This is a genomic window from Chryseobacterium sp. WG23, from assembly GCF_024586575.1.
In the GTDB taxonomy this organism is placed as follows: Bacteria; Bacteroidota; Bacteroidia; order Flavobacteriales; family Weeksellaceae; genus Chryseobacterium.
The window spans coordinates 66,926-89,062 of record NZ_JALCZE010000013.1 but is presented as its reverse complement, the minus strand read 5'-3'; the positions used below and the strand labels follow the sequence as shown (position 1 = coordinate 89,062).

General features: G+C 35.9%; 24 protein-coding genes. All 24 read right to left on the bottom strand.

The annotated features are described in order from the left end of the window. Positions 1 to 12 precede the first annotated feature (12 nt). The 24 genes from MP477_RS19015 to nuoE all read right to left on the bottom strand — a co-directional run bounded on the left by MP477_RS19015 (position 13) and on the right by nuoE (position 22,126). Positions 13 to 156: a hypothetical protein gene (locus MP477_RS19015; RefSeq protein WP_257191631.1), complete on the bottom strand. Its 144-nt coding sequence runs from the start codon at positions 154 to 156 to the stop codon at positions 13 to 15. Next, a complete protein-coding gene (locus tag MP477_RS19010; protein WP_257191630.1) occupies positions 137 to 643 on the bottom strand; it encodes a hypothetical protein in 507 nt (168 codons plus the stop codon). The genes MP477_RS19015 and MP477_RS19010 overlap by 20 nt, the downstream gene beginning before the upstream one ends. 3 nt (positions 644 to 646) lie before the next feature. Continuing rightward, positions 647 to 1,060, bottom strand: a complete 414-nt coding sequence (locus MP477_RS19005) for a hypothetical protein (protein ID WP_257191628.1) — start codon at positions 1,058 to 1,060, stop codon at positions 647 to 649. A gap of 199 nt (positions 1,061 to 1,259) precedes the next feature. Beyond that, on the bottom strand, positions 1,260 to 1,796 hold the full coding sequence (locus MP477_RS19000) for a hypothetical protein (RefSeq protein ID WP_257191627.1): 537 nt from the start codon (positions 1,794 to 1,796) through the stop codon (positions 1,260 to 1,262). A gap of 251 nt (positions 1,797 to 2,047) precedes the next feature. Further along, entirely contained in the window at positions 2,048 to 2,182 is a 135-nt protein-coding gene (locus MP477_RS22870) for a hypothetical protein (RefSeq protein WP_373567440.1), read from the bottom strand. A 111-nt stretch (positions 2,183 to 2,293) separates the two neighbouring features. Then, a complete protein-coding gene (locus MP477_RS18995) occupies positions 2,294 to 2,878 on the bottom strand; it encodes a hypothetical protein (protein WP_257191626.1) in 585 nt (194 codons plus the stop codon). A 106-nt stretch (positions 2,879 to 2,984) separates the two neighbouring features. Beyond that, a complete protein-coding gene (locus tag MP477_RS18990) occupies positions 2,985 to 3,527 on the bottom strand; it encodes a hypothetical protein (RefSeq protein WP_257191624.1) in 543 nt (180 codons plus the stop codon). A gap of 13 nt (positions 3,528 to 3,540) precedes the next feature. Next, complete coding sequence (locus MP477_RS18985) at positions 3,541 to 4,077, bottom strand: hypothetical protein (RefSeq protein WP_257191623.1); 537 nt, start codon at positions 4,075 to 4,077, stop codon at positions 3,541 to 3,543. A 32-nt stretch (positions 4,078 to 4,109) separates the two neighbouring features. Continuing rightward, positions 4,110 to 4,709 (bottom strand): hypothetical protein, encoded by a 600-nt coding sequence (locus tag MP477_RS18980; protein WP_257191622.1) that lies wholly within the window; start codon positions 4,707 to 4,709, stop codon positions 4,110 to 4,112. A gap of 3 nt (positions 4,710 to 4,712) precedes the next feature. Then, positions 4,713 to 5,555 carry a hypothetical protein gene (locus MP477_RS18975; protein WP_257191621.1) on the bottom strand — a complete coding sequence of 281 codons (843 nt, stop codon included), beginning with the start codon at positions 5,553 to 5,555 and terminating at the stop codon, positions 4,713 to 4,715. A 1-nt stretch (position 5,556) separates the two neighbouring features. Then, positions 5,557 to 8,844 (bottom strand): glycoside hydrolase family 19 protein, encoded by a 3,288-nt coding sequence (locus MP477_RS18970; RefSeq protein ID WP_257191620.1) that lies wholly within the window; start codon positions 8,842 to 8,844, stop codon positions 5,557 to 5,559. A gap of 17 nt (positions 8,845 to 8,861) precedes the next feature. After that, positions 8,862 to 9,365, bottom strand: a complete 504-nt coding sequence (locus MP477_RS18965; RefSeq protein WP_257191619.1) for a DUF4280 domain-containing protein — start codon at positions 9,363 to 9,365, stop codon at positions 8,862 to 8,864. Positions 9,366 to 9,404: 39 nt separating this feature from the next. Next, complete coding sequence (locus MP477_RS18960; RefSeq protein ID WP_257191618.1) at positions 9,405 to 10,484, bottom strand: hypothetical protein; 1,080 nt, start codon at positions 10,482 to 10,484, stop codon at positions 9,405 to 9,407. 143 nt (positions 10,485 to 10,627) lie between these two features. Then, positions 10,628 to 12,007 (bottom strand): NADH-quinone oxidoreductase subunit N, encoded by a 1,380-nt coding sequence (locus MP477_RS18955; RefSeq protein ID WP_257191617.1) that lies wholly within the window; start codon positions 12,005 to 12,007, stop codon positions 10,628 to 10,630. Between the two features lie 150 nt (positions 12,008 to 12,157). Then, positions 12,158 to 13,651: a NuoM family protein gene (locus MP477_RS18950; protein ID WP_047494340.1), complete on the bottom strand. Its 1,494-nt coding sequence runs from the start codon at positions 13,649 to 13,651 to the stop codon at positions 12,158 to 12,160. A 2-nt stretch (positions 13,652 to 13,653) separates the two neighbouring features. Further along, complete coding sequence (gene nuoL, locus MP477_RS18945; RefSeq protein ID WP_257191615.1) at positions 13,654 to 15,567, bottom strand: NADH-quinone oxidoreductase subunit L; 1,914 nt, start codon at positions 15,565 to 15,567, stop codon at positions 13,654 to 13,656. Positions 15,568 to 15,569: 2 nt separating this feature from the next. Next, entirely contained in the window at positions 15,570 to 15,899 is a 330-nt protein-coding gene (nuoK, locus tag MP477_RS18940; RefSeq protein ID WP_047494345.1) for an NADH-quinone oxidoreductase subunit NuoK, read from the bottom strand. A gap of 3 nt (positions 15,900 to 15,902) precedes the next feature. After that, complete coding sequence (locus tag MP477_RS18935; protein ID WP_047494349.1) at positions 15,903 to 16,400, bottom strand: NADH-quinone oxidoreductase subunit J; 498 nt, start codon at positions 16,398 to 16,400, stop codon at positions 15,903 to 15,905. Beyond that, entirely contained in the window at positions 16,400 to 16,957 is a 558-nt protein-coding gene (locus MP477_RS18930; RefSeq protein WP_040996950.1) for an NADH-quinone oxidoreductase subunit I, read from the bottom strand. Before MP477_RS18930 ends, MP477_RS18935 begins: the two co-directional genes overlap by 1 nt. A 151-nt stretch (positions 16,958 to 17,108) precedes the next feature. Further along, the gene (gene nuoH, locus MP477_RS18925) at positions 17,109 to 18,173 is read right to left on the bottom strand and encodes an NADH-quinone oxidoreductase subunit NuoH (RefSeq protein WP_230039862.1); all 1,065 of its coding nucleotides are present in this window, start codon (positions 18,171 to 18,173) and stop codon (positions 17,109 to 17,111) included. 87 nt (positions 18,174 to 18,260) lie between these two features. Next, positions 18,261 to 19,259: a 2Fe-2S iron-sulfur cluster-binding protein gene (locus MP477_RS18920; protein WP_230039860.1), complete on the bottom strand. Its 999-nt coding sequence runs from the start codon at positions 19,257 to 19,259 to the stop codon at positions 18,261 to 18,263. 41 nt (positions 19,260 to 19,300) lie between these two features. Then, the gene (locus tag MP477_RS18915) at positions 19,301 to 20,092 is read right to left on the bottom strand and encodes a hypothetical protein (protein ID WP_306552785.1); all 792 of its coding nucleotides are present in this window, start codon (positions 20,090 to 20,092) and stop codon (positions 19,301 to 19,303) included. Positions 20,093 to 20,179: 87 nt separating this feature from the next. Next, positions 20,180 to 21,538: an NADH-quinone oxidoreductase subunit NuoF gene (gene nuoF / locus MP477_RS18910; protein WP_230039856.1), complete on the bottom strand. Its 1,359-nt coding sequence runs from the start codon at positions 21,536 to 21,538 to the stop codon at positions 20,180 to 20,182. Positions 21,539 to 21,616: 78 nt separating this feature from the next. Further along, the gene (nuoE, locus tag MP477_RS18905) at positions 21,617 to 22,126 is read right to left on the bottom strand and encodes an NAD(P)H-dependent oxidoreductase subunit E (protein ID WP_230039853.1); all 510 of its coding nucleotides are present in this window, start codon (positions 22,124 to 22,126) and stop codon (positions 21,617 to 21,619) included. Positions 22,127 to 22,137 lie beyond the last annotated feature (11 nt).

The following is a 22,137-nucleotide window of genomic DNA, read 5'->3' as shown; positions in this document are numbered from 1 at the left end:
TTATGATGAGTATTAGAACTTTATATTATATCCCAGTATAAACTGTGTTCCGAAGATATTGAAATGCTGGGCATCATAGCTGGATTGCTGATATCTGCCATTAAAGGTTACCGTATTATAAACTTCATCATACGTTTTATCTGACCGTTTTTTCAATTTCATATTTTTCACTGATTCCGACTATTGATTCCATTAAGTTACCTTCCATAGTGATTGTACCGGATTTTTTAGATAGGGTAAGAGATTTCCCATCGGAAATATCTTTTAGTCTGAGTTCATCTTTTGATTCGCTGAATAATTTTAATTTTTTTTGAACATTCTCCACATAAGAATCGATAGAAAGTGTTGCACTTTTCCCATGGATGTGTAGATGAATCTGTCCCCAGGCTCTGGGATCTGCAGTTTCATCTTTTAATCTTAAAAATGAACCTGAATATTTCCCGTTCCAGATAGATCCTGTTTCCTGTACAGAAGCTTGACCTGGATCTTCTTCCGCTTTTGTTTTCTGTATTTGCTGCCCTGTGACAATCTTCTCACGCTTTAGACTGGAATTGGGTTCCGGAGTGTTTTTATTGCCATGGGTTTCCTTGCAGGAAAATAATAACAGAATCCCGGCTGTGTAAAATATTGTGTTTAAATTCATGATTTATGGAGAGCATTTCTTTAGTATGATTTCTTTGGTTTTGCTTTCCTGCTGGAAATTAGTTTCTTTACATTCTCTCTTCTTTGTTTTTCTGTTGTAAAACCCATACCAGTAAAAATGCATAGTATTTTTATCAATGATCTTCAGATATACTATAGGTTCATTATTTACATATTCTTTCCAGTTGAGCCCTCTTCCAATATTTCCAATATCTTCCGGAACTTCTTTTAGTGTATAGGCAATACCTTTTTCAAAATCATATCTCTTGAGTTCTTTCATATCGATATAAATTTGATTGTATAAAACCGTCAGTGATGCCTCTTTGCCATCGATAGATATGCTTCCGGCTCCTTTTTTACAGTCTACCTGCAGGAGAGTATTCTTCTTCTTCTTTTTGGGAGGTTTTATCTTCAACACTTTTTATATTTATTGGGCCTTTTGATTGTTGTAAAGTATCATTTTCCTGTATTGAATATGCTACTGAAGTATCAGATTTTTTTTCTTCAAATTGAACAGCCTTCTATTTCTTTTCTTTACAGGAAAGTAATAATAAAAACCCGATTGTATATAGTATTTTGTTTAGGTACATCATTGAGAGTATAATGATTTTCTTATATTACTCACTACATTTACTTAGGATTATAGAGTTTTCTTTTCCAAATAAATTTTTAATAAATATTTTTTCTTTTATAAAGTCCAGCCAATTAACTGATATTTTATATTCATTAATAATATCAATTTTGGCAAGTACATCTCCTTTTGTAAGGGTAGTTATTTTTTTTATATCTACTCCTTCTCCAATAATATTTGTTCCAATATACTTTAATGATTTATTGTCGGAATTTACTTCAACCATCATTTTAGCTATGAGCTTTGTTTTATAATATATACTCAGATCCCCTTCATCTTTTTTATAAAATAAGATATTACTTACATGGTCATTAGTAGTACATTCAGCTTTCCATATTCCTGAAAAACTGAAGTTATTTAACTGATCATTATTGAAGCTTGCGTTGACTGTAAAGACTTCCTTTGAAGATAGACTATCCTTAATTATTTTGTCAATCCTGGAAGAATCATCTTTTTTTTCTATTATTTTTTCAGTTTTACCTTTGGTGTAAGAGATCTGTTTTTGAGAATCTTGTTTTTCCATCTTCTTATAGGAAAAGATGCTTATGGTTAGAAGTAATAATAGAAGATTTGATAGCTTCATCATCGTTTTTATTTACATGGCTAGAGAATCAGAAGAGAAAATTATTACCATTGAACTCTTGTTTTCTTAGTCTTTCTTTTTGGCCGAAAAGTTCGAATTTTTTGTTTACTTCTGATCTATATTTTATCTCTTATTTTTTCTGCATTATATTTTTATATGAAAATCTATTAATTTTTAAAACTATAATGATGTTACTTATTTCTGTCACGAACTCTTTGTGGTATCTTCTTCAAATCTTTATCTTGGGTTTTCATCAATGATATATATTTTTGATAATATTCTTTGGCTTTTCCTTTATCATTTATTTCCCAATAAGCGTCTGCTATATTAAGGTATGCTACTACTCGGGTTGGAGATTTTTCTATAATTTTTGTGAGCAGAAAAATGGCTTCTCTGTTATTTTGTGATTGTTGTAGATAATATCCTATGTCATTGTATTATAATATATTTTGTTGAGTGATGGGAAATGTTTGTAATAATTGTTTATATCTTTCAATTCCCTGTACGATTTGAGGTGAATTTCGTTCTTTAAATCGATCTATAAATTCTTGTAAAGTTTTTCCTGAGTAATATTCAACACTACATTCCTGATTTCTATTCTCTTCACCCGGCATCCCTTTTATTTTAAATTTATAGGGATTTTTTGAAATGTTGATATTCTGAATTACGTTACAGACATATGTTTTTGTATAATCTTCCTGCCATGAACTTGTTTTGTAAACTACATTTTTTAAGATAAAACTATTATTATCATATATAATCTGATAGTTTTCTTCATAGTATCCTCTATCGGGAAATGTGGTAACAATAACAAATCCCTCTTTTGTTTCTTTAATATCAGATACTTTATTTCCTCCATCCTGAGAGAAGTTAATGGTTTTCAATACTAAATTGAATTTGTTATCTTTTTTTATATAGAGTGAAAGCTCATCTCCCATTCCAGGAGCACTGGAAACTACTTTATCAGGAATATTATCTTTATTAATATCTATATAATAGTTGACATATTTATCATTATCCAAAGTACCTGATTTTGACTTTTCAAATTGGAGTGTTTTCTGTCTTGCTTCTTTGCAGAAGAAAAACCATAAAAATCCGATTATAAAAAAAAATTGAGTCTTTATCATTTTAGTGACATGGTTCAAGAATTAATGGAGTTTTACCACCGTTTTCTTTTATAAGAAGAAAATCATTACCTACAAACTCCAGTTTCTGCTTTTTTATGTTATATAATCCGATCCATTGTAATTCTGCTTTACCATTTTTTTGCAGAATCAGCCTTCCAATAATTTTATCTTTTGAGATCTCTTCATCTACAATTTTTAAATTTTCTTTATAGTAATCTTGCTGAGAAGCTAAGCTTGCATACTTCAGAACATACTCATCTTTGTTAGATGTTTTTTCTACCTTTAGATTGATGTAAATGGCATTAAAGTCATACAGTGATAAATAACCTTCATTTTTATTGATATCAAGCTCTGTTAATTCATTTTTACAAATTACGGCCCAGGTCCCTTTTAAATCTGAAGGGGCCGTTTTTTCTTTTTCGCTTGTTGTATTTGGTGCAGTTTGATGATGAGAAATCTTATTTCTACTATTTGATTGTGCGTTCCCTTCAAATGATAAGAGAATAATAAATAACAATACAAAAGTGATACTATTTACATGCATTTTACTAATCTGATTATGAACATTTTTCTAATATAACAGGATTCTTACCCCGATTTTCCCTAATTAATGAAAAGTCTTTACCAGCGTAATCTAGTTTTTGTTTTTTCATATTATACAGACCTATCCAATGAAGTTCTACTTTGCCATCTTTTTTTATAAAGAATTTTCCAATGATTTTATCTTTTGATATATCTGATTCAGTTATTTTTAATGACTCTTCTACCCAATTTTCCTGAGTTGCTATATTTTTGAATTTTAAAATATATTCCCTATCAGTTAGTTTTTCCACCTGTACATTAATGTATATAGAGTTTCCATACAATGATATAATGTTTTCTTCTTTCCCTATACTGAAGGTGGTCAGTCCGTTTCCGCAGTTTACAGCCCATTCGCCTTCTAAATCAGATGGGAGTGTTTTTCCTTTTCCGGGTTTTTTATTTGATGCAGTTTTAGGATGCAAACTTTTATTTTTATTATATGACTGTGCGTTCCCTTCCAATGAGAAGAGAAAAATAAATAACAATATAAAGGTGATATTGTTTGCTTGCATTTTTTATATCAAAATTACTTTGTCTGTAATTTTTAATTTTGAGGAGAACATCTTTTTAGAATGATTTCTTTGGTTTTGCTTTCCTGCTGGAAATTAGTTTCTTTACATTCTCTCTTCTTTGTTTTTCTGTTGTAAAACCCATACCAGTAAAAATGCATAGTATTTTTATCAATGATCTTCAGATATACTATAGGTTCATTATTTACATATTCTTTCCAGTTGAGCCCTCTTCCAATATTTCCAATATCTTCCGGAACTTCTTTTAGTGTATAGGCAATACCTTTTTCAAAATCATATCTCTTGAGTTCTTTCATATCGATATAAATTTGATTGTACAAAACCGTCAGTGATGCCTCTTTGCCATCGATAGATATGCTTCCGGCTCCTTTTTTACAGTCTACCTGCCAGGTTCCATCAGGAGAATATTTCTCTTCTTTTTGGGAGGGTTTATCTTCAACACTTTTTATATTTATCGGGCCTTTTGATTGCTGCAAAGTATCATTTTCATTAATTGAATATGCTACTGAAGTATCAGATTTTGTTTTTTTAATTTGAACAACCTCCTGTTTTTTTTCTTTACAGGAAAGTAGTAATAAAAATCCAATTGTATATAGTATTTTACGTAAGCACATCGTTTAAGGAGAATATGTTTTTATCACTTTGCCGTCTTTATAAACCTCAATTTTATCTACAGGTCCATCCGGAGAATAATTCCATTCTCCGTCTTTTATGCCATTTATGTAATTACCATCTTCAATAACTGTTTTTCTATAATCTGTTGAATATCTTTTTTCGATCCAATAGCCATTTTTTAAATGATTATTTGCTTTACCTTTTAATTGATATTCATATACTGCTGTGTTAGAATGTGTTAATTCTTTATTACCCCATCGTTGATCTATATTTTGGACATCAAAATAGTCTAAAAATAGACCATTTTTAATCTGGAATATCATACTTTTAGAAGATCTTTCCCGGAGAAATTTTAGAATAATTTTATCCCCTTGGACTTCAGAAGTTCTTTGGTATTTTTCTTCAGAGTTTAATTGCTCATAAACAATCATACCATTATAAATATTATTCGAGGTCTCATTGATTGTTAAAATACATTGATATTTTGCATCTTCATAATTGGCCTTGATGTAATAAGACTTAAAAGTAGTATTGTTTAGTACAAAATCTTTATAATTGTGGAATTGTAGTAAAGTATCATTGGAGGAGGTGAAAATATCCCACATATAAGGTCTCTCAATTTCCCTATCCAAAGATTGTGATAATAATTTTTTTAAATGCTTTATAGTATTCTGGTCTTCTATCTTTTTTCCTATTGCATTTTTATCAACATTATTTATAGAATAATTATCTATAATACTTTTAGTATTTGATATTTGCGGTGATATTTTTTTTTGAGATGGAAGTGTTTCAGATTTACAATTTTTAATTTGAATTAAAAAAAGTAAACATAGTATATATTTCATATTAAAGTTCTTTTAGAGTTGGTTTGTAACCCTGTAAGTGTAAATGGTCATTATGGCCGTTGTCAGAGTCATTTGTACAATGTCGAAGAAGTTTATTTTTCTTTTCACCGAAATATTGGGAGAGCATACTCTTCCATCCAAATTTATACAATGAATCATTAAAATTATTTTGTCTTTCTTCATCTAGTCCTTTCCACCCTAGTGTTTCACCATTATCAAACAGATTTGTTTTGCCTCCTTTTTTGTCCTTTCTAAGATATCTAAGATCTCCATTCATACCATTTTTATGAGATTTGCTTCCCCCAATAGATTCACCTTTTTCATTACTAAACCCATTGAATGTAAAGTCATCGTAATTACATGCTAGCATTGCACCGAATAATGAGGCTATTGTAACATCGTTCATATAGTAACGATTAGTATTAACGGTTAAAGTAAATCCTATTCCATTATTTTTATAACTTTGTTTAACAGTCCTAATATCAATTAGATAAACATTATTAGAATCCTTTCCTAATTTATCTTTATAAAGCCCTCCATAATTATCTTTGACTTTTTTTAATTTATATCTACCTAGGTCATGAACATTTCCGTTAGTATCATGGTAAAAATATGCTGCATATTCTCTTTTTTCATTTTGGATTTTGTATTGAATTTCTCCAGAGCTTTGAATGTGATATTCTATATCTGCATCTGTTATGGCTGTGTCTGATTTTTGACATTCATCTGTTCTCAAAACATTCTTTATTTTTAATAAGATTGTTTCCCTTGCAGCTACATCTTCTGTTGAACCATGAACTAATCTAGTAGTTTCAGTAAAGTTTCCAGATTCTGCAACAGTATTTAGATCTTTTTCACTGCCATTGTTTAAAAGTACTCCGTGTTTCCAATACCAGCCTGCTGATCTTGTTGTAAGCTCAAGATCCTCTAACAATAAATCAGGGCTACTTACCAAATTCTTACCAGAATATTCTCCAAATCTCCTATAACCCTTTTTTCTTGTAATCTGAATTAATCCTCTACCCCTATATTTATACCCATCACCACTTGCTTCATCACCATTTTCTGCAACATTTCTATAAACATAATTCCCTAATTTTTCGGGATTTTTAAAAAACTCGTTAGGGTTTGAATATAACCTAGGATGGCTGCTTTTTTTCCAAAAACTATGCAATGCCTCTTCAGTAGTATAATACAAGTTTTCATCTATTCTTGCAAAATATCCTGTTTCTTTAGTTATTTGTGCTAAGAAGAATGCTTTTTTTATACAAGTATTTATATTGAACTCTTTTAAGGTTTTATTTAAAGCTTCCAGAAAGTTTTCTAAAGTAGGAGAATTTAGACTATTAATTCCTTTATAAAATAATTGTTTTACATCAGGAAACATTTCTTGAAATTCTGCCACTGTAATTTTAGCCTCACATCTAGGACACTTATTCCCAATCTGGAAATACGCTCCCTCTTTATTCAAGAACTTCTTATCATGCTGTTTCTCACCCTGTGCTTTTGCATGAAGATACAAGAATTCCGGGACCTTTTTCAGAAGTTTAAAGGTGATGGTATCTCCGGCTTTGTAATCCTTTATGGCTAAAGCTTTTTCTATTTCTTCTACACTGGAGGTTTTGCCGTCTTCTATTTTTGGATTTCCCCGTTTACCGCCTTTGGCGTTGTTGAGAATATTTCCGGCGATAGATTTTTTATCGGCAGCATTTTTTATACTTGTAGGACCTCCGAATGTATAGGTATAGCTTCCATCTTCTTTTCCGTTGTTGATCTTATCTTTCCATTGCTTCAGCTCTTCTTCGGATTTCGGACGGAGGTGAATAGGAATTTTTACGAGATTGTCTTTTACGGTTCCTGAGAATTCTGTTTTCTCGGTTCCCGGAACTTCTCCTCCGGCAGGTGTTTTCTGTTCCATCTGTTCTTCAGTAATTTCCAGAACAGGGAGAACAGCATCTGCTGAACCTTTGATGATACCATCTTTTTCTTTAATGGATATGGTGACCTGTTTCCCATCCAGAAGCATGGTTCTGGCAACCAGGTACAGTTTATCATCGAGTGGGGCACTGTCAACCTTTTTAAAATCCACTCCCAGCTTGAAGGTTTTAAAAGTTACAGTCTTTTGACTGGTTGTATCTTTTCCATAAGCTTCGGCGGTTAATGCCGCAGCAATCACTTCAGGAGTGGTATATTTCTTTGAGGACTTCAGGTTCTCTTTAATTTTATTGAGAATGGTTTGTGCCACTTTATTTTTCTCTTCAGCAGTAGCTGTTTTGTTGCCACTTTTGCTTCCTCCGAAAGTATAGGTATGAGTTCCGTCCTCTTCTCCTGTTTTCCTGGTATATTCTTTTTTTGCAAAATAGGCATCCAGAAGGTCTTCAACCTTTACCTGATTGATGACGGTAGGAGAGACCCCTCCCGATGGTGGGGGTGTTGCCGGCTGGGTATTATTGATCTGTCCATGGGCTGTTTGTGGCTCGGGATGTTGTTGAGGTGACGGAGCAGGTTGTTGTTGTTGTTGTTGTTGTTGTTGTTGTTGTTGTTGTTGTTGTTGTTGTTGTTGTTGTTGTTGGGGCTGCTGAGGTTGAGGTTGGCCGGATGAAGGGCGTAATTCTGTTGGAGTATTGATATTTACATTATCCGTTGCATGCTTTTTATGGGCATAATATTCTACGGTTACATAGAATTCAAGCTGCTGAGGGTTTGTTTCACCTTGCATTGCTTTTCGCATAAGTGCTTTTGTCAGCATGAATTCTGCCCTGGCGATTCCGTTTTTTACCTTTTCTTTTTTACTGTCTATAGGCAGATTTTGAGCATTATGACCTGAGTCTCTGGAATCATCTTCCCAAAGAGTAAATTGCAGATACTGGGCTTCCAGATTCATGCATTTAGCTTCTGCCACCATTTTTTCCGTAAAGCTGAAAACAGTTCCGGGAGTATTGTCTATGTATTTTAGTTCAACTTTGTTGATCCGGGGAACATCGCTGGGCTGGGGCTGTATCTCAAGTGCCATTGGAGTTTTTCCTTCCGGATTATGAAGATAAGCTTCTATCCTGAAAGTATCTTTATAAGCTGTTGTATTAAAGGTAAAGCTGCTTATTCCTTTTTTCTTAATAGTGGTGGGAACAAATTTCCCGTTCACCTTTTTGAACAGATGCCAGGTAACGAGCGCCGGATTTCTTTTTTCTCTGGGGGTGGCAGGATACCATTCATCAATTTTGTAGGTAACCTGTTCGCCAACTTTTGGTTTTGTATTTCCCGATATTTTATAAATTCCTTGTTTTGACATGGCCGAAAAGTGTATGGTTAATAGGCATCTGCTTCATGATCATCCGTTTCCTTCTGGAATTCTTTGAAATCAATAAAAGGATTGATATGATGCTGTTCCTGAGGGTCTGCATTTTTAACATTCTGCTGAGTCATAGCAGCAGTCTGCCCATGTTCCATGATGGTGATTTTTCCACCTGTAGAGCACATAAGTTCTGAGATTTCTGTAACGCAGCTTTTACCCATTACTTTTACTTTTTCGTAAGTTTTCTGCCATTTTCCTGCGGGAGCATATGCGCAGGGAAGATATCCACCGGGAGTAGGTTTCAGTTTACATTTTCCGAAACTTGGGCCTTGGGGATTAAACTGAAGGTCATCTTCGGTAACGGCCAGATAATCAGCCTTACCTTCTTCATTATTCCAGTAATGTTTCTGATGGGAAGTGACTTTAAACTGTGGAAAGAGGTCTCCCTGATTACACTGGGTTTTTCCTTTCTGTATGACAAAGTGTTTTCCGTCATGTGGTGATGCGGATTCGGACATATTTTGCGTTTTTGATGGTGCTGTCTCAAAGATACTAATTTATTTTATTGCTTTTTCCATCATGAAAACATCTTTTTCTGTCACATCACCAATCTGAATTTCAAAACTTCCTGTGATTTTTTGAACTGCCAGATCCTTTCTGTTAAAAATATATTCTGCTTCATGGCGGCAGTGTACAGAGTTTTCATTAATGGGAGTTTGTTCAGAATAAATATAGTTTTTATCATACAGCTGATTGAGATTACGGTAGTCACAGCAGCTGCCGTTCTGAATGATTTTCAGTGCTTCATTATCTGTAGCTAAATCTTTTGGTAAGATCCGGTTATAAAGTTCAAAACGTATCGGGGAAGCATGGGCAATCCACGGAAGAAACTCATGATAGATTTTGGAATCGGTCCAGTCTCCATATTGGGCTCTGTAAAAAGATCCAAACAGGAATTGTACAGGAAGTGTATGCCTTATATCTCCAAGAATCTGTTTTTTATCTCCCGCCTTTTTTTTCATTTGATCGATATAAGAAGCTGAAAGTTCATCTGTAAAGTATTTTTTCAACGCTTCCAGTTCCTCTTTAATGACCGTTTCTGAATGCATAAACTCGGCACTTATAAGTCTGCCTTTTTCATCTGTCCTTATTTGCAATGGGTAAATAATTGTTGTGCAGGCTTTCGCCAGGCTGGAAATTTTACTGTCTGATTCCATTCCGTCCTTTCTGGAATCTACTAGCTGCATTGAAAAAAAGTGATGATCGTTTTGCGTTTTCAGGTATTTAAGTTCCATTTGATACTGATAATCTGCCTGCATGTTGTGGTCCTGATATTTCTGATGCTTCATGTTATAGCTGCCCTCCAATAAAGGGATCTGAAACGGAATATTTCCATGGGGTGGATGATAGTAGAAGCTGTCTCCATTTTCATTAATTTTAATATTGAGATTCTTTATTTCATCCCCAAACGGAATATGAAGGAGTGTTCCAGGTTTCAGCTGTACAGGCTCTACCAGTCTGTTGTGCAGGGCGCAGCATTTATTATGCACCTCTTTGATATAGTTGGGGTTTTCTACTTTCAGGTCGGAAGCAATTTTCTCCAGAGTATCGCCTGGAAGAGTCATATACGTGATCATGTGATTGGTGTGTTTAGTAATGTGAGATGGGGTTATAATGATAGAGAGTAAAATTTATTTTGTTGTCTGAAATTTATAAAAATTTTGACAAAAAAAAACCTTCCAGATGCCTGGAAGGTTTTTGATATAATAATAGATAACTTTTACAGTCCGAATATTCTTGCAAACAGGTCCGGGAAAATTCCCAGAACGATAATCAAGGCAATAACAACTACTGCAATGATATTATAAGTAAGCGTTACTTTCTCTGATGACTTGAATGTTGATTCTTTAAAGAAGAACATGGCTACAATCAGCCTTAAATAATAAGCGATAGATAGGGCAGAACCTAACACAGCTACCAATACAAGGAAAGCTGCACCGTTCATAGCCTGGGAGAATAAAGCAAATTTCCCCATGAAACCCGCTGTTAGCGGAACTCCTGCCATAGAAAGCATAGAGATTGCTGCCGCAGTAGCTAATAAAGGTTCTGTTTTTGCCAATCCTTTGAATGCTCCGAAAGAAGTTTCTCTCTTTAATTTCTCTACCCAGATTAAGCACATAAAAACTCCTACTGTAGATAATGAGTACGCAAATAAATAAAATGCTAAATTATAAGTAGAAAGGCTGGTCATTCCGAAGAATACCAATCCGATGTATCCGGCGTGAGAAACTGAAGAGTAGGCCAGCATTCTTTTTGCATTCGTCTGGGCAAGACCCATAACGTTTGCCAAAAGCAAAGTAATAATTAAGAATACCCCTAAAACATTGATCCATTCATGGGTAACCCCGGCAAAACCAATGGTCATTAATCTGAACAGGGCGAAGAATCCTGAGATTTTTACTACACTTGCCATGAAAGCTGTAATTAATGAAGGAGAACCTGCATATACATCAGGACTCCACATATGGAAAGGTGCCAAAGCGACTTTGAATGCCAATGCACAAAGGATTAATAATACCCCTAAGATAAACATTACATTACCAGTGTTTGCTATTCCAAAATCATGGATCTTATAGAGGTCAAAACTTCCCGCACTTCCATAGATGAACGCAATTCCGAAAAGTAGGAAACCTGTTGCGAATGCACCCATTAAGAAATATTTGATAGAAGCTTCGTTTGATCTTAAATCAGTTTTGTTGGCTCCGGCCATTACATAAAGTGGAATAGAAAGAATCTCCACCCCCAAGAACATCGTCACCAGGTTTTGGTATCCGAAAAGGATGATCCCTCCACATAATGCAAATAGCATTAAAGCATATAATTCCGACTGGTGGCTTCTGTGATTGCTGAATGCAAAACCTCCAAGGAAGAATAACAATAAGGTTGTTACAATGGATATTTTTGTGAATAATGCTGTATTGGCACTGTACTCATACATATGCTTGTAATGGTCGAAGAACGAACATTCCGGCATAAAACTTACGTACAATGCGATGATTAATCCCAAAATCCCAATGTATCTTGCGAATTTTCCTTGTTCAAAAACTCCTGAAAATAACGCAATAACTGCCGTTAGGAAAACAATAATTAAAACACTCATAATATAGATTTGAGATGTGAGATTTGAAGATAAAGCTTAAGATGTAAGACGTAAAGTTCCAGGTTTAGTCTCCTGTCTCTAATCTCTTGGTCTCCTGTCTTTTACTTTTCTCTAATCTCCTAATTTTTTAATTTTTAAATCTTTTAATTTTTAGTTGGCCATCGCCGTGTAGATAAACTTCACTGAACTGCTCACCATGTCTATTACCGGTTGTGGGAAAATACCAAGTAAAATCACAAAAACCGCTAAACTTGCCAATACAGAAAATTCTACACCTGATAAATCTTTTGCTGTGCTTAGAACTGCCTCATCTCCTTCTCCAAACATTGCTTTTCCGTAGAATCTCAATAAGTACACTGCACAAAGAATTACCGTAAGACCAGCAATTACTGCTGCTGTTCCGTTAAAATCATATACTGATTTCAATAGAATAAATTCTCCGATAAATCCATTGGTTAATGGAACTCCCATTGAACCTAATATAATGATCAGGAATAATACCGCAAATTTAGGAGCTACTTTTGCTAAACCTCCCATTTGTCTGATATCTCTTGATTTAAATCTCTTGTATAAAATATCACAACAGTAGAATAATCCTACCACGTTGATACCGTGAGCGAAAGTCTGTACCAAAGCTCCTTCAGCACCTTCAACATTGAAATTACCTCTTAAAGTAACCACTGCTGAAGCAAAGATCCCTGCCACCATTAATCCTACGTGAGAAAAAGATGAATACGCAATGATTCTCTTCATATCTGTTTGGATGATAGCAATCAGAGCTCCGTGAACAATTCCTACAATGGCAAGAATGATCACAATCTGTCCTGAAATCCCAGCAATAGGAAGTGGAGTAATTGGAAGTAAATAACGCATTACCCCGTACACTGCCATCTTAAGCATGATCCCTGATAGCAACATCGATCCCTGAGTAGGAGAGTAGGTATAGGTATCAGGCTGCCATGTATGGAAAGGGAATACCGGTAATTTCACTGCAAATGCAAAGAAAATAAACCAGAATACCACCGTCTGCTGTACTTCGTTAAGTTGCGCATTGTATAGATCTGTTAAGGCGAATGATGCAGAGTGGTTGTACACATAGATCAATCCGGCCAGCATAAATAAAGATCCAACGAATGTATATACGAAAAATTTCGTAGTGAATTCAAACCTTTTATTTTCCTGTCCCCAAAGTCCGGCAATAAACCAAATTGGAATCAATGTTACTTCCCAGAAAATGTAGAACAACAATCCGTCTAGAGAAGTAAAAACTCCTACAAGACCAAATTGCATCAACAGAATCAAACCGTAGAATGTATTTCTGTAGTTTACACTTTCATTGAAAGAAGATAAAATGATGATTGGCGCTAAAATATTAGTCAGCAATAGCAGAAGCATGCTCATCCCATCGATACCGAAGTGAAGAGAACTCTTCATAAATTGTGACCAGGGATAATTGATCTCATGCTGCAATACACTATCTACCGTCGGAGTAAAATCGAAATCCGAAAGTATATAAAATGTAAGAAGCATTTGTACCAGTGCAATTCCCAGTGCCAAATATTTGCTGGAATTACTCTTCCATGCAAAAACTAATCCCGAACCTACTAGAGGTAAAAGTAATAATGTTAATAATAAACAAGACATTATTATTGTAATAAAAAGTTAACAATTAATATAATTCCCACAGCTAAAGACATGATAAGAATATACGTCTCTACATTTCCGTTTTGAACACGCTTCATAGCTTTTCCGCTGTCTTCAGCACCATCACCTACAAAGTTTACAAAACGATCTAAGATACCCTTATCAAACATCTTTCCTCCGCGTCCTAATCCTTCAACAGTTTTTACAATCAATGCGTTGTAAAGTTCGTCAACGTATAATTTCTTAGCAGAAAGCTTTTCCCATCCGGTATAGCTTTCTTCTGCAACAGCCATTTTTTTCTTACTTACATAAGTGTTTCTAACGATAAACCATACCGTAAAGAACATAATCACTGTAGCTGCCAATAATATCATTTCAGTATTGAAAGGTACTCCCGAAAGGGTAGCTTCCATTTGGTTGTAGCTTTGTTCCGTAAGAACCGGCTTCAACCATTCCATCAGTTTAGCATAATGCCCGTGACCGATGAAGTGTGGCAGGTTGATAAAACCTCCAATTACAGAAAGAATAGCCAATACGATCAATGGTAAGGTCATATTTGACGGGCTTTCGTGTAAGTGGTGTTTTTGTTCTTCAGTACCTCTGAATTCTCCGTGGAATGTTAAATAGTATAATCTGAACATATACGTTGCAGTCATTGCCGCTAAAACAAATAAGATCACCCAGTACACCGGATTTTTAGCGAAAGCTGCTACTAAAATTTCGTCTTTAGAGATCATCCCTGATAATAAAGGGAAACCTGAGATGGCTAATGTTCCGATAAGGAAGGTAGCATGGGTAAGAGGAATGTATTTTTTAAGACCTCCCATGAAACGCATATCCTGCTCGTTGCTCATAGCATGGATTACAGAACCTGCACCAAGGAATAATAAAGCTTTAAAGAATGCATGTGTCATTACGTGGAACATAGCCGTTGTATACGCTCCAAGACCTAAAGCAATGAACATAAATCCAAGCTGTGAAACTGTAGAATATGCCAATACTTTTTTGATATCGTTCTGACGAAGTGCATAGAACCCTGCTAAAGCTGCCGTTAAGAACCCGATGAATAAAATTCCTCCCTGTACCGTAGGGGCTAAAGTAAATAAGAAGTTAGATCTTACTACCAAATAGATCCCTGCCGTAACCATCGTTGCCGCGTGGATCAACGCTGAAACGGGAGTAGGACCGGCCATTGCGTCCGGTAACCATGTATATAAAGGAACCTGAGCCGATTTACCGGTAGCACCGATAAATAAACTGGCTGTGATAAAGATGATCACGGTTCCGTCTAATTCAAATTTTGAAGCGTTTTCTGCTACTGAAAGGTAATCTACAGCATTGGTCTGAGCAGCAATCATAAAGATACCGATCAATAATGCAAGGTCACCAATTCTGTTCATAATGAAAGCTTTTCTTGCCGCTTTACCGTATTCTTCGTTAGTATACCAGAATCCGATCAACAGGTAAGAACAAAGACCTACACCTTCCCATCCGATGAATAAGATAAGGTAGTTGCTTCCCATTACTAAAAGTAACATTGAGAAGATGAAAAGGTTCAGGTAAGTAAAGAACTTATAGAACCCTTTGTCATGACTCATATATCCGATAGAGTATAGGTGGATTAATGATCCGATACCCGTGATGATCATCACCATCATTAAAGAAAGCTGATCGATCTGGAATCCAAAATTAATTTGAATACCATTGACTCTAAACCATTCAAAAGCTTTTACGATTACAGGCTGACTTTCAGAATTGAAATTCATGAAAAGACTTACAGCAATACAGAAAGATCCGAATACTGCTGCAGTGGCCAAAGAACCTACCAATATTTTTGGAAGATTTTTCCCGAATAAACCGTTAATAAGAAACCCTAAAAGTGGTAAAAGTACTATTGCATATACTAAATTCTCCATTCTTATCCTCTTAATTTATTAAATATACTCACATCTACAGAACGGGTATTTCTATAAAGCATAGCAATAATTGCCAAACCTACTGCTACTTCAGCAGCAGCCACTACCATAATGAAGAAAACTAAAAGCTGTCCGTCGCCGTTGCCTTTATATGCTGAAAAAGCTGCCAATAAAAGGTTTACAGAATTTAGCATAAGCTCTACACAGCCCAGAATCACAATAGCATTTTTTCTTAGCAATACGCCCATCACTCCCAGGCAGAATAATACCGAAGAAAGAATGATGAAGTACTCCAAGGGGATGCTTTGTATAAATGTATTTACTTCTCCCATAATTTATAAATCTTTTTTACCGATTAATACCGCGCCTACAATACCTGCCAGAATTAGGATGGAAGCAAGCTCAAACGGTAAAACATATTCATTAAACAAAAGTCTACCCAGATTTTTAGTAAGACCCACTCCTCTGTCTACATTCTCCACTACAATGTGGTTGTCCTGTACTCCTCTGAATACCCCTAATACCCCTACTAAAAGAAGACCTGCAGTAAAAACTCCAACAAATTTTAAAGTATTGTTCTTCTTACTTTCGTCTCCCTTATTAAGGTTAAGCATCATTAGGATGTAAAGGAAAAGTACCATGATGGCACCTGCGTACACTATAATCTGGATAATGGCTAAGAACTGTGCATTCAAAAGAATGTACATTCCTGCAATTGAAAACATCGTGACGATTAATGACAAAATAGCATATAAAGGATTTCTGGCAAATACAAAATAAACAGCACTTGCCACTGCTAAAAACGCCACCAAGAAAAATAAAAACTGATCCATTATTTTACCGCATTTTTTTGTTTCTCGGATTGTCTTGTTGTGATGTCAATCCTTTCATTTATTTTTTCAACTAATTTATCCTTTCCATAGATGAAAGAACCTCTGTTGGTTTCCACATCCACCAATCTGTCTGTAAGATAGATAGCGGATTTAGGACAGGCTTCTTCACACATTCCACAGAAGATACATCTCAGCATATTGATTTCATATACTGAAGCATATTTTTCCTCTCTGTAAAGGCCTTTTTCCTCTTTGGTTCTTTCAGCAGCAGTCATCGTAATGGCTTCTGCAGGACAAGCTACCGCACAAAGTCCACAGGCCGTACATCTTTCTCTGCCTTCCTCGTCTCTTTTCAAAACGTGCTGACCTCTCCAGATGGTAGTTCTTGGCTTCTGTACTTCCGGATACGAATATACTGCGGGAGCACCCTTTATCACGGTTCTTACAGCATGCTTAAATGTAATCCCCATCCCTGTAAAAATAGCAGGAAGGTAGATTTTTTCAGCAAGGGTCATTTCTTTATTGGAAACAACTTTTGATCTGTTTGTAAGTTTCATTTAATTATAGATATTAGATGTTAGACATTAGATTTTAGACTAATCTTGTCTGTTATCTTAATTATTTAATATTGATGATTGAATATGATACGCTAAAGATAAAGCTTTGATTTCATTATCAAATTTTCAAATCAGCTCATTTTCAAATTTCTTAGTTTGCAAATGCTAAAATTACAGCTCCTGTAATTAATAGGTTTACCAATGCCATTGGGATCAGTGTCTTCCACCCTAAGTGCATTAACTGGTCATATCTGAATCTTGGAAGTGTCCATCTGATCCACATAAAGATCAGAATTCCAATTACCGTCTTCGTTAAGAATGCTGCAATACTCAAAATACCTGCAATGTTTTCACCCCAGTTCTGAGTTACCCATTCAATACCAGGGTAGTTGTAACCTCCGAAGAAAAGAACCACCATGAAAGCATTGGAGATAAACATGTTCACATATTCTCCGAACATATATAACCCTAACTTCATGGAAGAGTACTCCGTAGAGTATCCTGTTACCAATTCAGATTCACACTCAGGTAAATCGAACGGGTGCCGGTTTGTTTCTGCTAAAGCTGCTACAAAGAAAACAAGGAAGGCAATTGGCTGGTAGAAAATATTCCAGTTCATACCAGAACCCCAAGGAATTACTCCCCATAATTTCCCAGTAGTCTGGCTTTCAGTAATTTCCTTTAAGTCTAAACTTCCTGACATCATAATGATAGAAAGCAGTGCCAGTCCCATCGCCAGTTCATAAGAAATCATCTGTGAAGAAGCACGGATAGCACCTAATAATGAATATTTGTTATTGGAAGCCCAACCTCCGATCATAATTCCATACACCCCAATGGAAGCCATTCCGATGATGAAAAGTACTCCCACATCAATGTTGGCTACCTGAAGATCAAAAGAAGTACCTGCAATATTTAAACTTTTACCCCAAGGAATAACAGCTCCTGTGATTAATGAAATAAACATTACTAAAGCAGGCCCCAATACAAAAAGGAATCTTTCTGCATTGGCCGGAGTAAAGTCTTCTTTAAAGAAAAACTTTCCACCGTCAGCAAGAGGCTGTAATAGTCCGAAGGGTCCTGCTCTGTTAGGACCAATTCTATCCTGCATGATAGAGGCAACTTTTCTTTCTGCCCAGGTAGAGTAGGCTGCAATCGTTAAGGACAGCAGGAAAAGCGCTAGTACAAGTATAAGTTTAAATGTTATTAAATCCATTTTTTTGTTATAGATGTTAGATATTAGAAGTTAGAAATTAGAAAGTCTGTGATCTAATGTCTGAAATCTGATGTCTTTTAATTAAAATTATTTTTCGTCTTTTTCACTGATTTCTTTAGCCATTGGATTGTCTAAAACTCTCAGTTCATCTTTAGGCTTCTCGTAGTGGTTCAATGAAATTACGGAGTGTCTGTCGATATGTCTAGGACCTTCGATGTTCCAGTCTGATAATGCTTTTCTTTCGAAACGGCAGGTATCACAGATAAATTCTTCAACTTCTCCCCACTGGTCTTTTCTTGCTGTTACTCTTACAATCTCGTCACCTTTCATCCATACCACAGCTTTTCCTGAACACTTATCACATTTACAGGAAGCGTTCATTGGTTTGGTAAACCATACTCTGCTTGCAAAACGGGCTGTTCTGTCTGTTAATGCTCCTACAGGACAAACGTCGATAATGTTTCCAATGAAGTCATTGTCTAAAGCTTTATTTAAATAGGTAGAAATTTCAGCGTGGTCTCCTCTGAAAAGAATACCGTGTTCTCTTGTATCTGTAAGCTGGTTTGCTGTCAATACACATCTTGCACAAAGAATACAACGGTTCATGTTCAATTTGATGTTCGGTCCAAGATCATCAGCTTCGTAAGTATTTCTTTCGAACTCTGTTCTTGTACTGTCTACACCATGTTCATAACCTAAGTCCTGAAGATGACATTCTCCTGCCTGGTCACAGATAGGGCAGTCCAGCGGGTGGTTTACCAATAAGAATTCGGTAACCGCTTTTCTTCCTTCCTGAGCTTTCTCAGAAGTAAGGTTTTTTACCTCCATACCGTCCATTACATTCGTTCTGCAGCTAGCCACTAATTTTGGCATAGGACGCGGATCAGCTTCAGATCCTTTAGATACTTCTACAAGACATGTTCTGCATCTTCCTCCACTGGTTTCCAATTTGCTGTAATAACACATCGCGGGAGGTACAGATTTTCCACCAATTTGTCTTGCGGCTTCCAAAATAGAAGTACCAGGCAAAACTTCAGTAGTCTGTCCGTCTATCGTTATTGTGAATTTTTTAACTTCTTCGCTCATATTGTATGCTTTAAGCTTTATGCATTAAGCAATAGGCTTTGTTATTTATATTTTTTCGTATTAAATGTATATCCAACTCCTGCAAGGACCTGCCCGAAAACAAAATCCTGCTGTGCTTTGTCAGGCTTATTATTTAATGTAGTTTTTATATCCCACATATTGATATAACCTGCTTTTACTTCCAGTCTTGCCATCCAGTGGTTCCAGAAAACAAGGTTAAGACTGGATCTTACGTCGGTCCCAAGACCTGCAACATGAAAACGGTCGCTTCTTTCATTTCCAAAAAGTCTTACATTACTTTTAGGAAACATGACTCCGATTCCTGCTCCGTAAGACCAAACTAAATCAACGTTTTTCTTGTTGATAAGGTTTTGATATCTTTCAAGACCCAGGTTTTCATAATTAAGTCCATCCGTATGTTCGAAAGTAAGGAACTTCTCATCTGCCAGGTTTACCTGTCCGTTTTGTACCATTCCTGCATATTCAGGATCTGAAATATGCCCTTTGAAATTAACTGTCTGATCCTGATCCATCACATATTTCATATGGTCAATTCCAAGAACAAGTGCTAAATTATCTTTGATAAAATATCCCGCTCTGAAATTATACTGAACTACGGTAAACCATCCCGGATTAATGTAAACGATTCCAAACTTTGTAGGTCTGTCCTGAGCGGATACATTATTCAGCTGAAAATCATAGCCATTTCCCTTAAAACGGATGTCAGAGTTACTGAAGGCGGCTCTGTTCCATCCAAAAAAAACAAACATCTGTCCCTTTTTGCTTAAAGGTTCAGGTTTCTGATTAGGAGTCGCTGCAAACGAATCCGCCATACTTCTGTCTATTAAAGTATCTTTTTCTTTTTTTTGTCCGAAAACAAAACTCGACAACATTAAGCCGACAACCAACAAATTTTTCATCTATGCGTTTTTTTCTACGGCCGGAATAGGATCTGCATAATTTGCCAATCCATAATTTTGAGTCTGTGATAACTCAGGGTTTTTTACATGCCACTCAAATTCATCTCTAAAGTGACGGATTGCTGCTGCAACTGGCCAAGCTGCGGCATCACCCAATGGACAGATTGTGTTTCCTTCGATTTTTCTCTGGATATCCCAAAGTAGATCGATGTCTTCCATTTTTCCCTGTCCGTTTTCTATTTTTTTTAAGATTTTATACATCCATCCTGTACCTTCACGGCAAGGCGTACATTGACCACAGCTTTCGTGATTATAGAATCTTGCTAAAGTCATCGTGTGTTCTACGATACACTGGTCTTCATCCAAAACGATGAAACCTCCTGAACCCATCATAGTTCCGGTAGCAAAACCTCCGTCTGCCAATGATTCGTAGTTCATATATCTAGGCTCCCCATTTACTGTTCTCAACAATAAGTTAGCAGGAACAATAGGAACGGAACTTCCTCCGGGAATACAAGCCTTTAATTTTTTTCCGTTGGCAATACCACCGCAATATTCGTCAGAGTAGATGAATTCTTCTACTGTAATCGTCATGTCGATTTCATATACACCCGGTTTATTGATGTTTCCACAAGCAGAAATCAATTTCGTACCGGTAGATCTTCCCACACCAATTTTAGCGTATTCAGCACCTGTAATATCAATGATAGGAACGATAGCAGCAATAGACTCAACGTTGTTTACCACTGTTGGTCTTTCCCAAAGACCTTTTACAGCCGGGAATGGCGGTTTTAGCCTTGGATTACCTCTCTTTCCTTCAAGGGATTCAAGCAATGCCGTTTCTTCACCGCAGATGTATGCTCCACCTCCTCTCTGAACATAAATTTCACAGTCGAAGCCAGTTCCTAAAATATTTTTACCTAAAAATCCCGCTGCTTTAGCTTCTTCAATAGCTTCTTCTAAAATATCAGGAATCCACGAATACTCTCCACGGATGTAGATATAGGAAACATTGGAACCTAAGCAGAATGATGAAATAAGCATTCCCTCAATCAATACATGAGGAAGGAACTCCATTAGATATCTGTCTTTAAATGTTCCGGGCTCAGATTCATCCGCATTCACAACAAGGTGTCTTGGAACGCCTTCAGGTTTTGCCAAAAAGCTCCATTTCATTCCTGTTGGGAATCCTGCTCCACCACGTCCTCTTAATCCTGAAGCTTTTACTTCTTCAAGAATTTCGTCCGGAGTCATCTTCAAGGCCTTTTCTGCTGCAGTGTAACCTCCCTGTTTACGGTATGTTTCAAAATAGCGAATACCTTCTATATGTGCGTCTTTAAGTAAAAGTTTTTTACTCATTGTTTATTATGCTTTTAGCGGTCAGCTATTGGCCTATGGCTTTTAGCTTATGGCTATTTTTAATTTGTTAAAATTTATTTAGTCTAAAGCAACTTGCCCCTGTCTGCAAAGATCCAGGATTTCATCTACTTTTTCTATCGTTAAATTTTCATGAAAGAATTTTCCCAGTTGTAACATTGGTGCATATCCGCATGCTCCAAGACATTCAGCAGGCTTTAATGTAAACATTCCATCTTCGGTAGTTTCTCCATCCTTAATGTTCAGTTTGGTTCTGATATGATTAAGGATTTTTTCGCTTCCACACACCATGCAAGGTCCGGTTCTGCAAACTTCCAAAACATATTTACCTACCGGCTTCATATTAAACATCGTATAGAAAGTAGCCACTTCATATACCTCAATCGGCTGGATACTTAATAGTTCGGCAACATAATCCATCACAGGAACATCTAACCATCCTCCGAATTCTTTCTGTGCTAAGTGAAGTACAGGAAGAAGAGCAGATTTCTGTCTTCCTTCAGGATATCTTGCGATAATTTTGTGTACCTGTGCTAAACTTTCCGGTTTAAAAGCTATTGTTTCGCTCATTTTTTATCTAA

Bases quoted from the DNA above. Each gene is read 5' to 3' on its own strand.
- MP477_RS19010 (WP_257191630.1), bottom strand. From the start codon at position 643: ATGAATTTAAACACAATATTTTACACAGCCGGGATTCTGTTATTATTT.
- MP477_RS19000 (WP_257191627.1), bottom strand. From the start codon at position 1,796: ATGGAAAAACAAGATTCTCAAAAACAGATCTCTTACACCAAAGGTAAA.
- MP477_RS18990 (WP_257191624.1), bottom strand. From the start codon at position 3,527: ATGCATGTAAATAGTATCACTTTTGTATTGTTATTTATTATTCTCTTA.
- MP477_RS18985 (WP_257191623.1), bottom strand. From the start codon at position 4,077: ATGCAAGCAAACAATATCACCTTTATATTGTTATTTATTTTTCTCTTC.
- MP477_RS18980 (WP_257191622.1), bottom strand. From the start codon at position 4,709: ATGTGCTTACGTAAAATACTATATACAATTGGATTTTTATTACTACTT.
- MP477_RS18975 (WP_257191621.1), bottom strand. From the start codon at position 5,555: ATGAAATATATACTATGTTTACTTTTTTTAATTCAAATTAAAAATTGT.
- MP477_RS18970 (WP_257191620.1), bottom strand. From the start codon at position 8,844: ATGTCAAAACAAGGAATTTATAAAATATCGGGAAATACAAAACCAAAA.
- MP477_RS18965 (WP_257191619.1), bottom strand. From the start codon at position 9,365: ATGTCCGAATCCGCATCACCACATGACGGAAAACACTTTGTCATACAG.
- MP477_RS18960 (WP_257191618.1), bottom strand. From the start codon at position 10,484: ATGATCACGTATATGACTCTTCCAGGCGATACTCTGGAGAAAATTGCT.
- MP477_RS18955 (WP_257191617.1), bottom strand. From the start codon at position 12,007: ATGAGTGTTTTAATTATTGTTTTCCTAACGGCAGTTATTGCGTTATTT.
- MP477_RS18950 (WP_047494340.1), bottom strand. From the start codon at position 13,651: ATGTCTTGTTTATTATTAACATTATTACTTTTACCTCTAGTAGGTTCG.
- nuoL (WP_257191615.1), bottom strand. From the start codon at position 15,567: ATGGAGAATTTAGTATATGCAATAGTACTTTTACCACTTTTAGGGTTT.
- nuoK (WP_047494345.1), bottom strand. From the start codon at position 15,899: ATGGGAGAAGTAAATACATTTATACAAAGCATCCCCTTGGAGTACTTC.
- MP477_RS18935 (WP_047494349.1), bottom strand. From the start codon at position 16,400: ATGGATCAGTTTTTATTTTTCTTGGTGGCGTTTTTAGCAGTGGCAAGT.
- MP477_RS18930 (WP_040996950.1), bottom strand. From the start codon at position 16,957: ATGAAACTTACAAACAGATCAAAAGTTGTTTCCAATAAAGAAATGACC.
- nuoH (WP_230039862.1), bottom strand. From the start codon at position 18,173: ATGGATTTAATAACATTTAAACTTATACTTGTACTAGCGCTTTTCCTG.
- MP477_RS18920 (WP_230039860.1), bottom strand. From the start codon at position 19,259: ATGAGCGAAGAAGTTAAAAAATTCACAATAACGATAGACGGACAGACT.
- MP477_RS18915 (WP_306552785.1), bottom strand. From the start codon at position 20,092: ATGGCGGATTCGTTTGCAGCGACTCCTAATCAGAAACCTGAACCTTTA.
- nuoF (WP_230039856.1), bottom strand. From the start codon at position 21,538: ATGAGTAAAAAACTTTTACTTAAAGACGCACATATAGAAGGTATTCGC.
- nuoE (WP_230039853.1), bottom strand. From the start codon at position 22,126: ATGAGCGAAACAATAGCTTTTAAACCGGAAAGTTTAGCACAGGTACAC.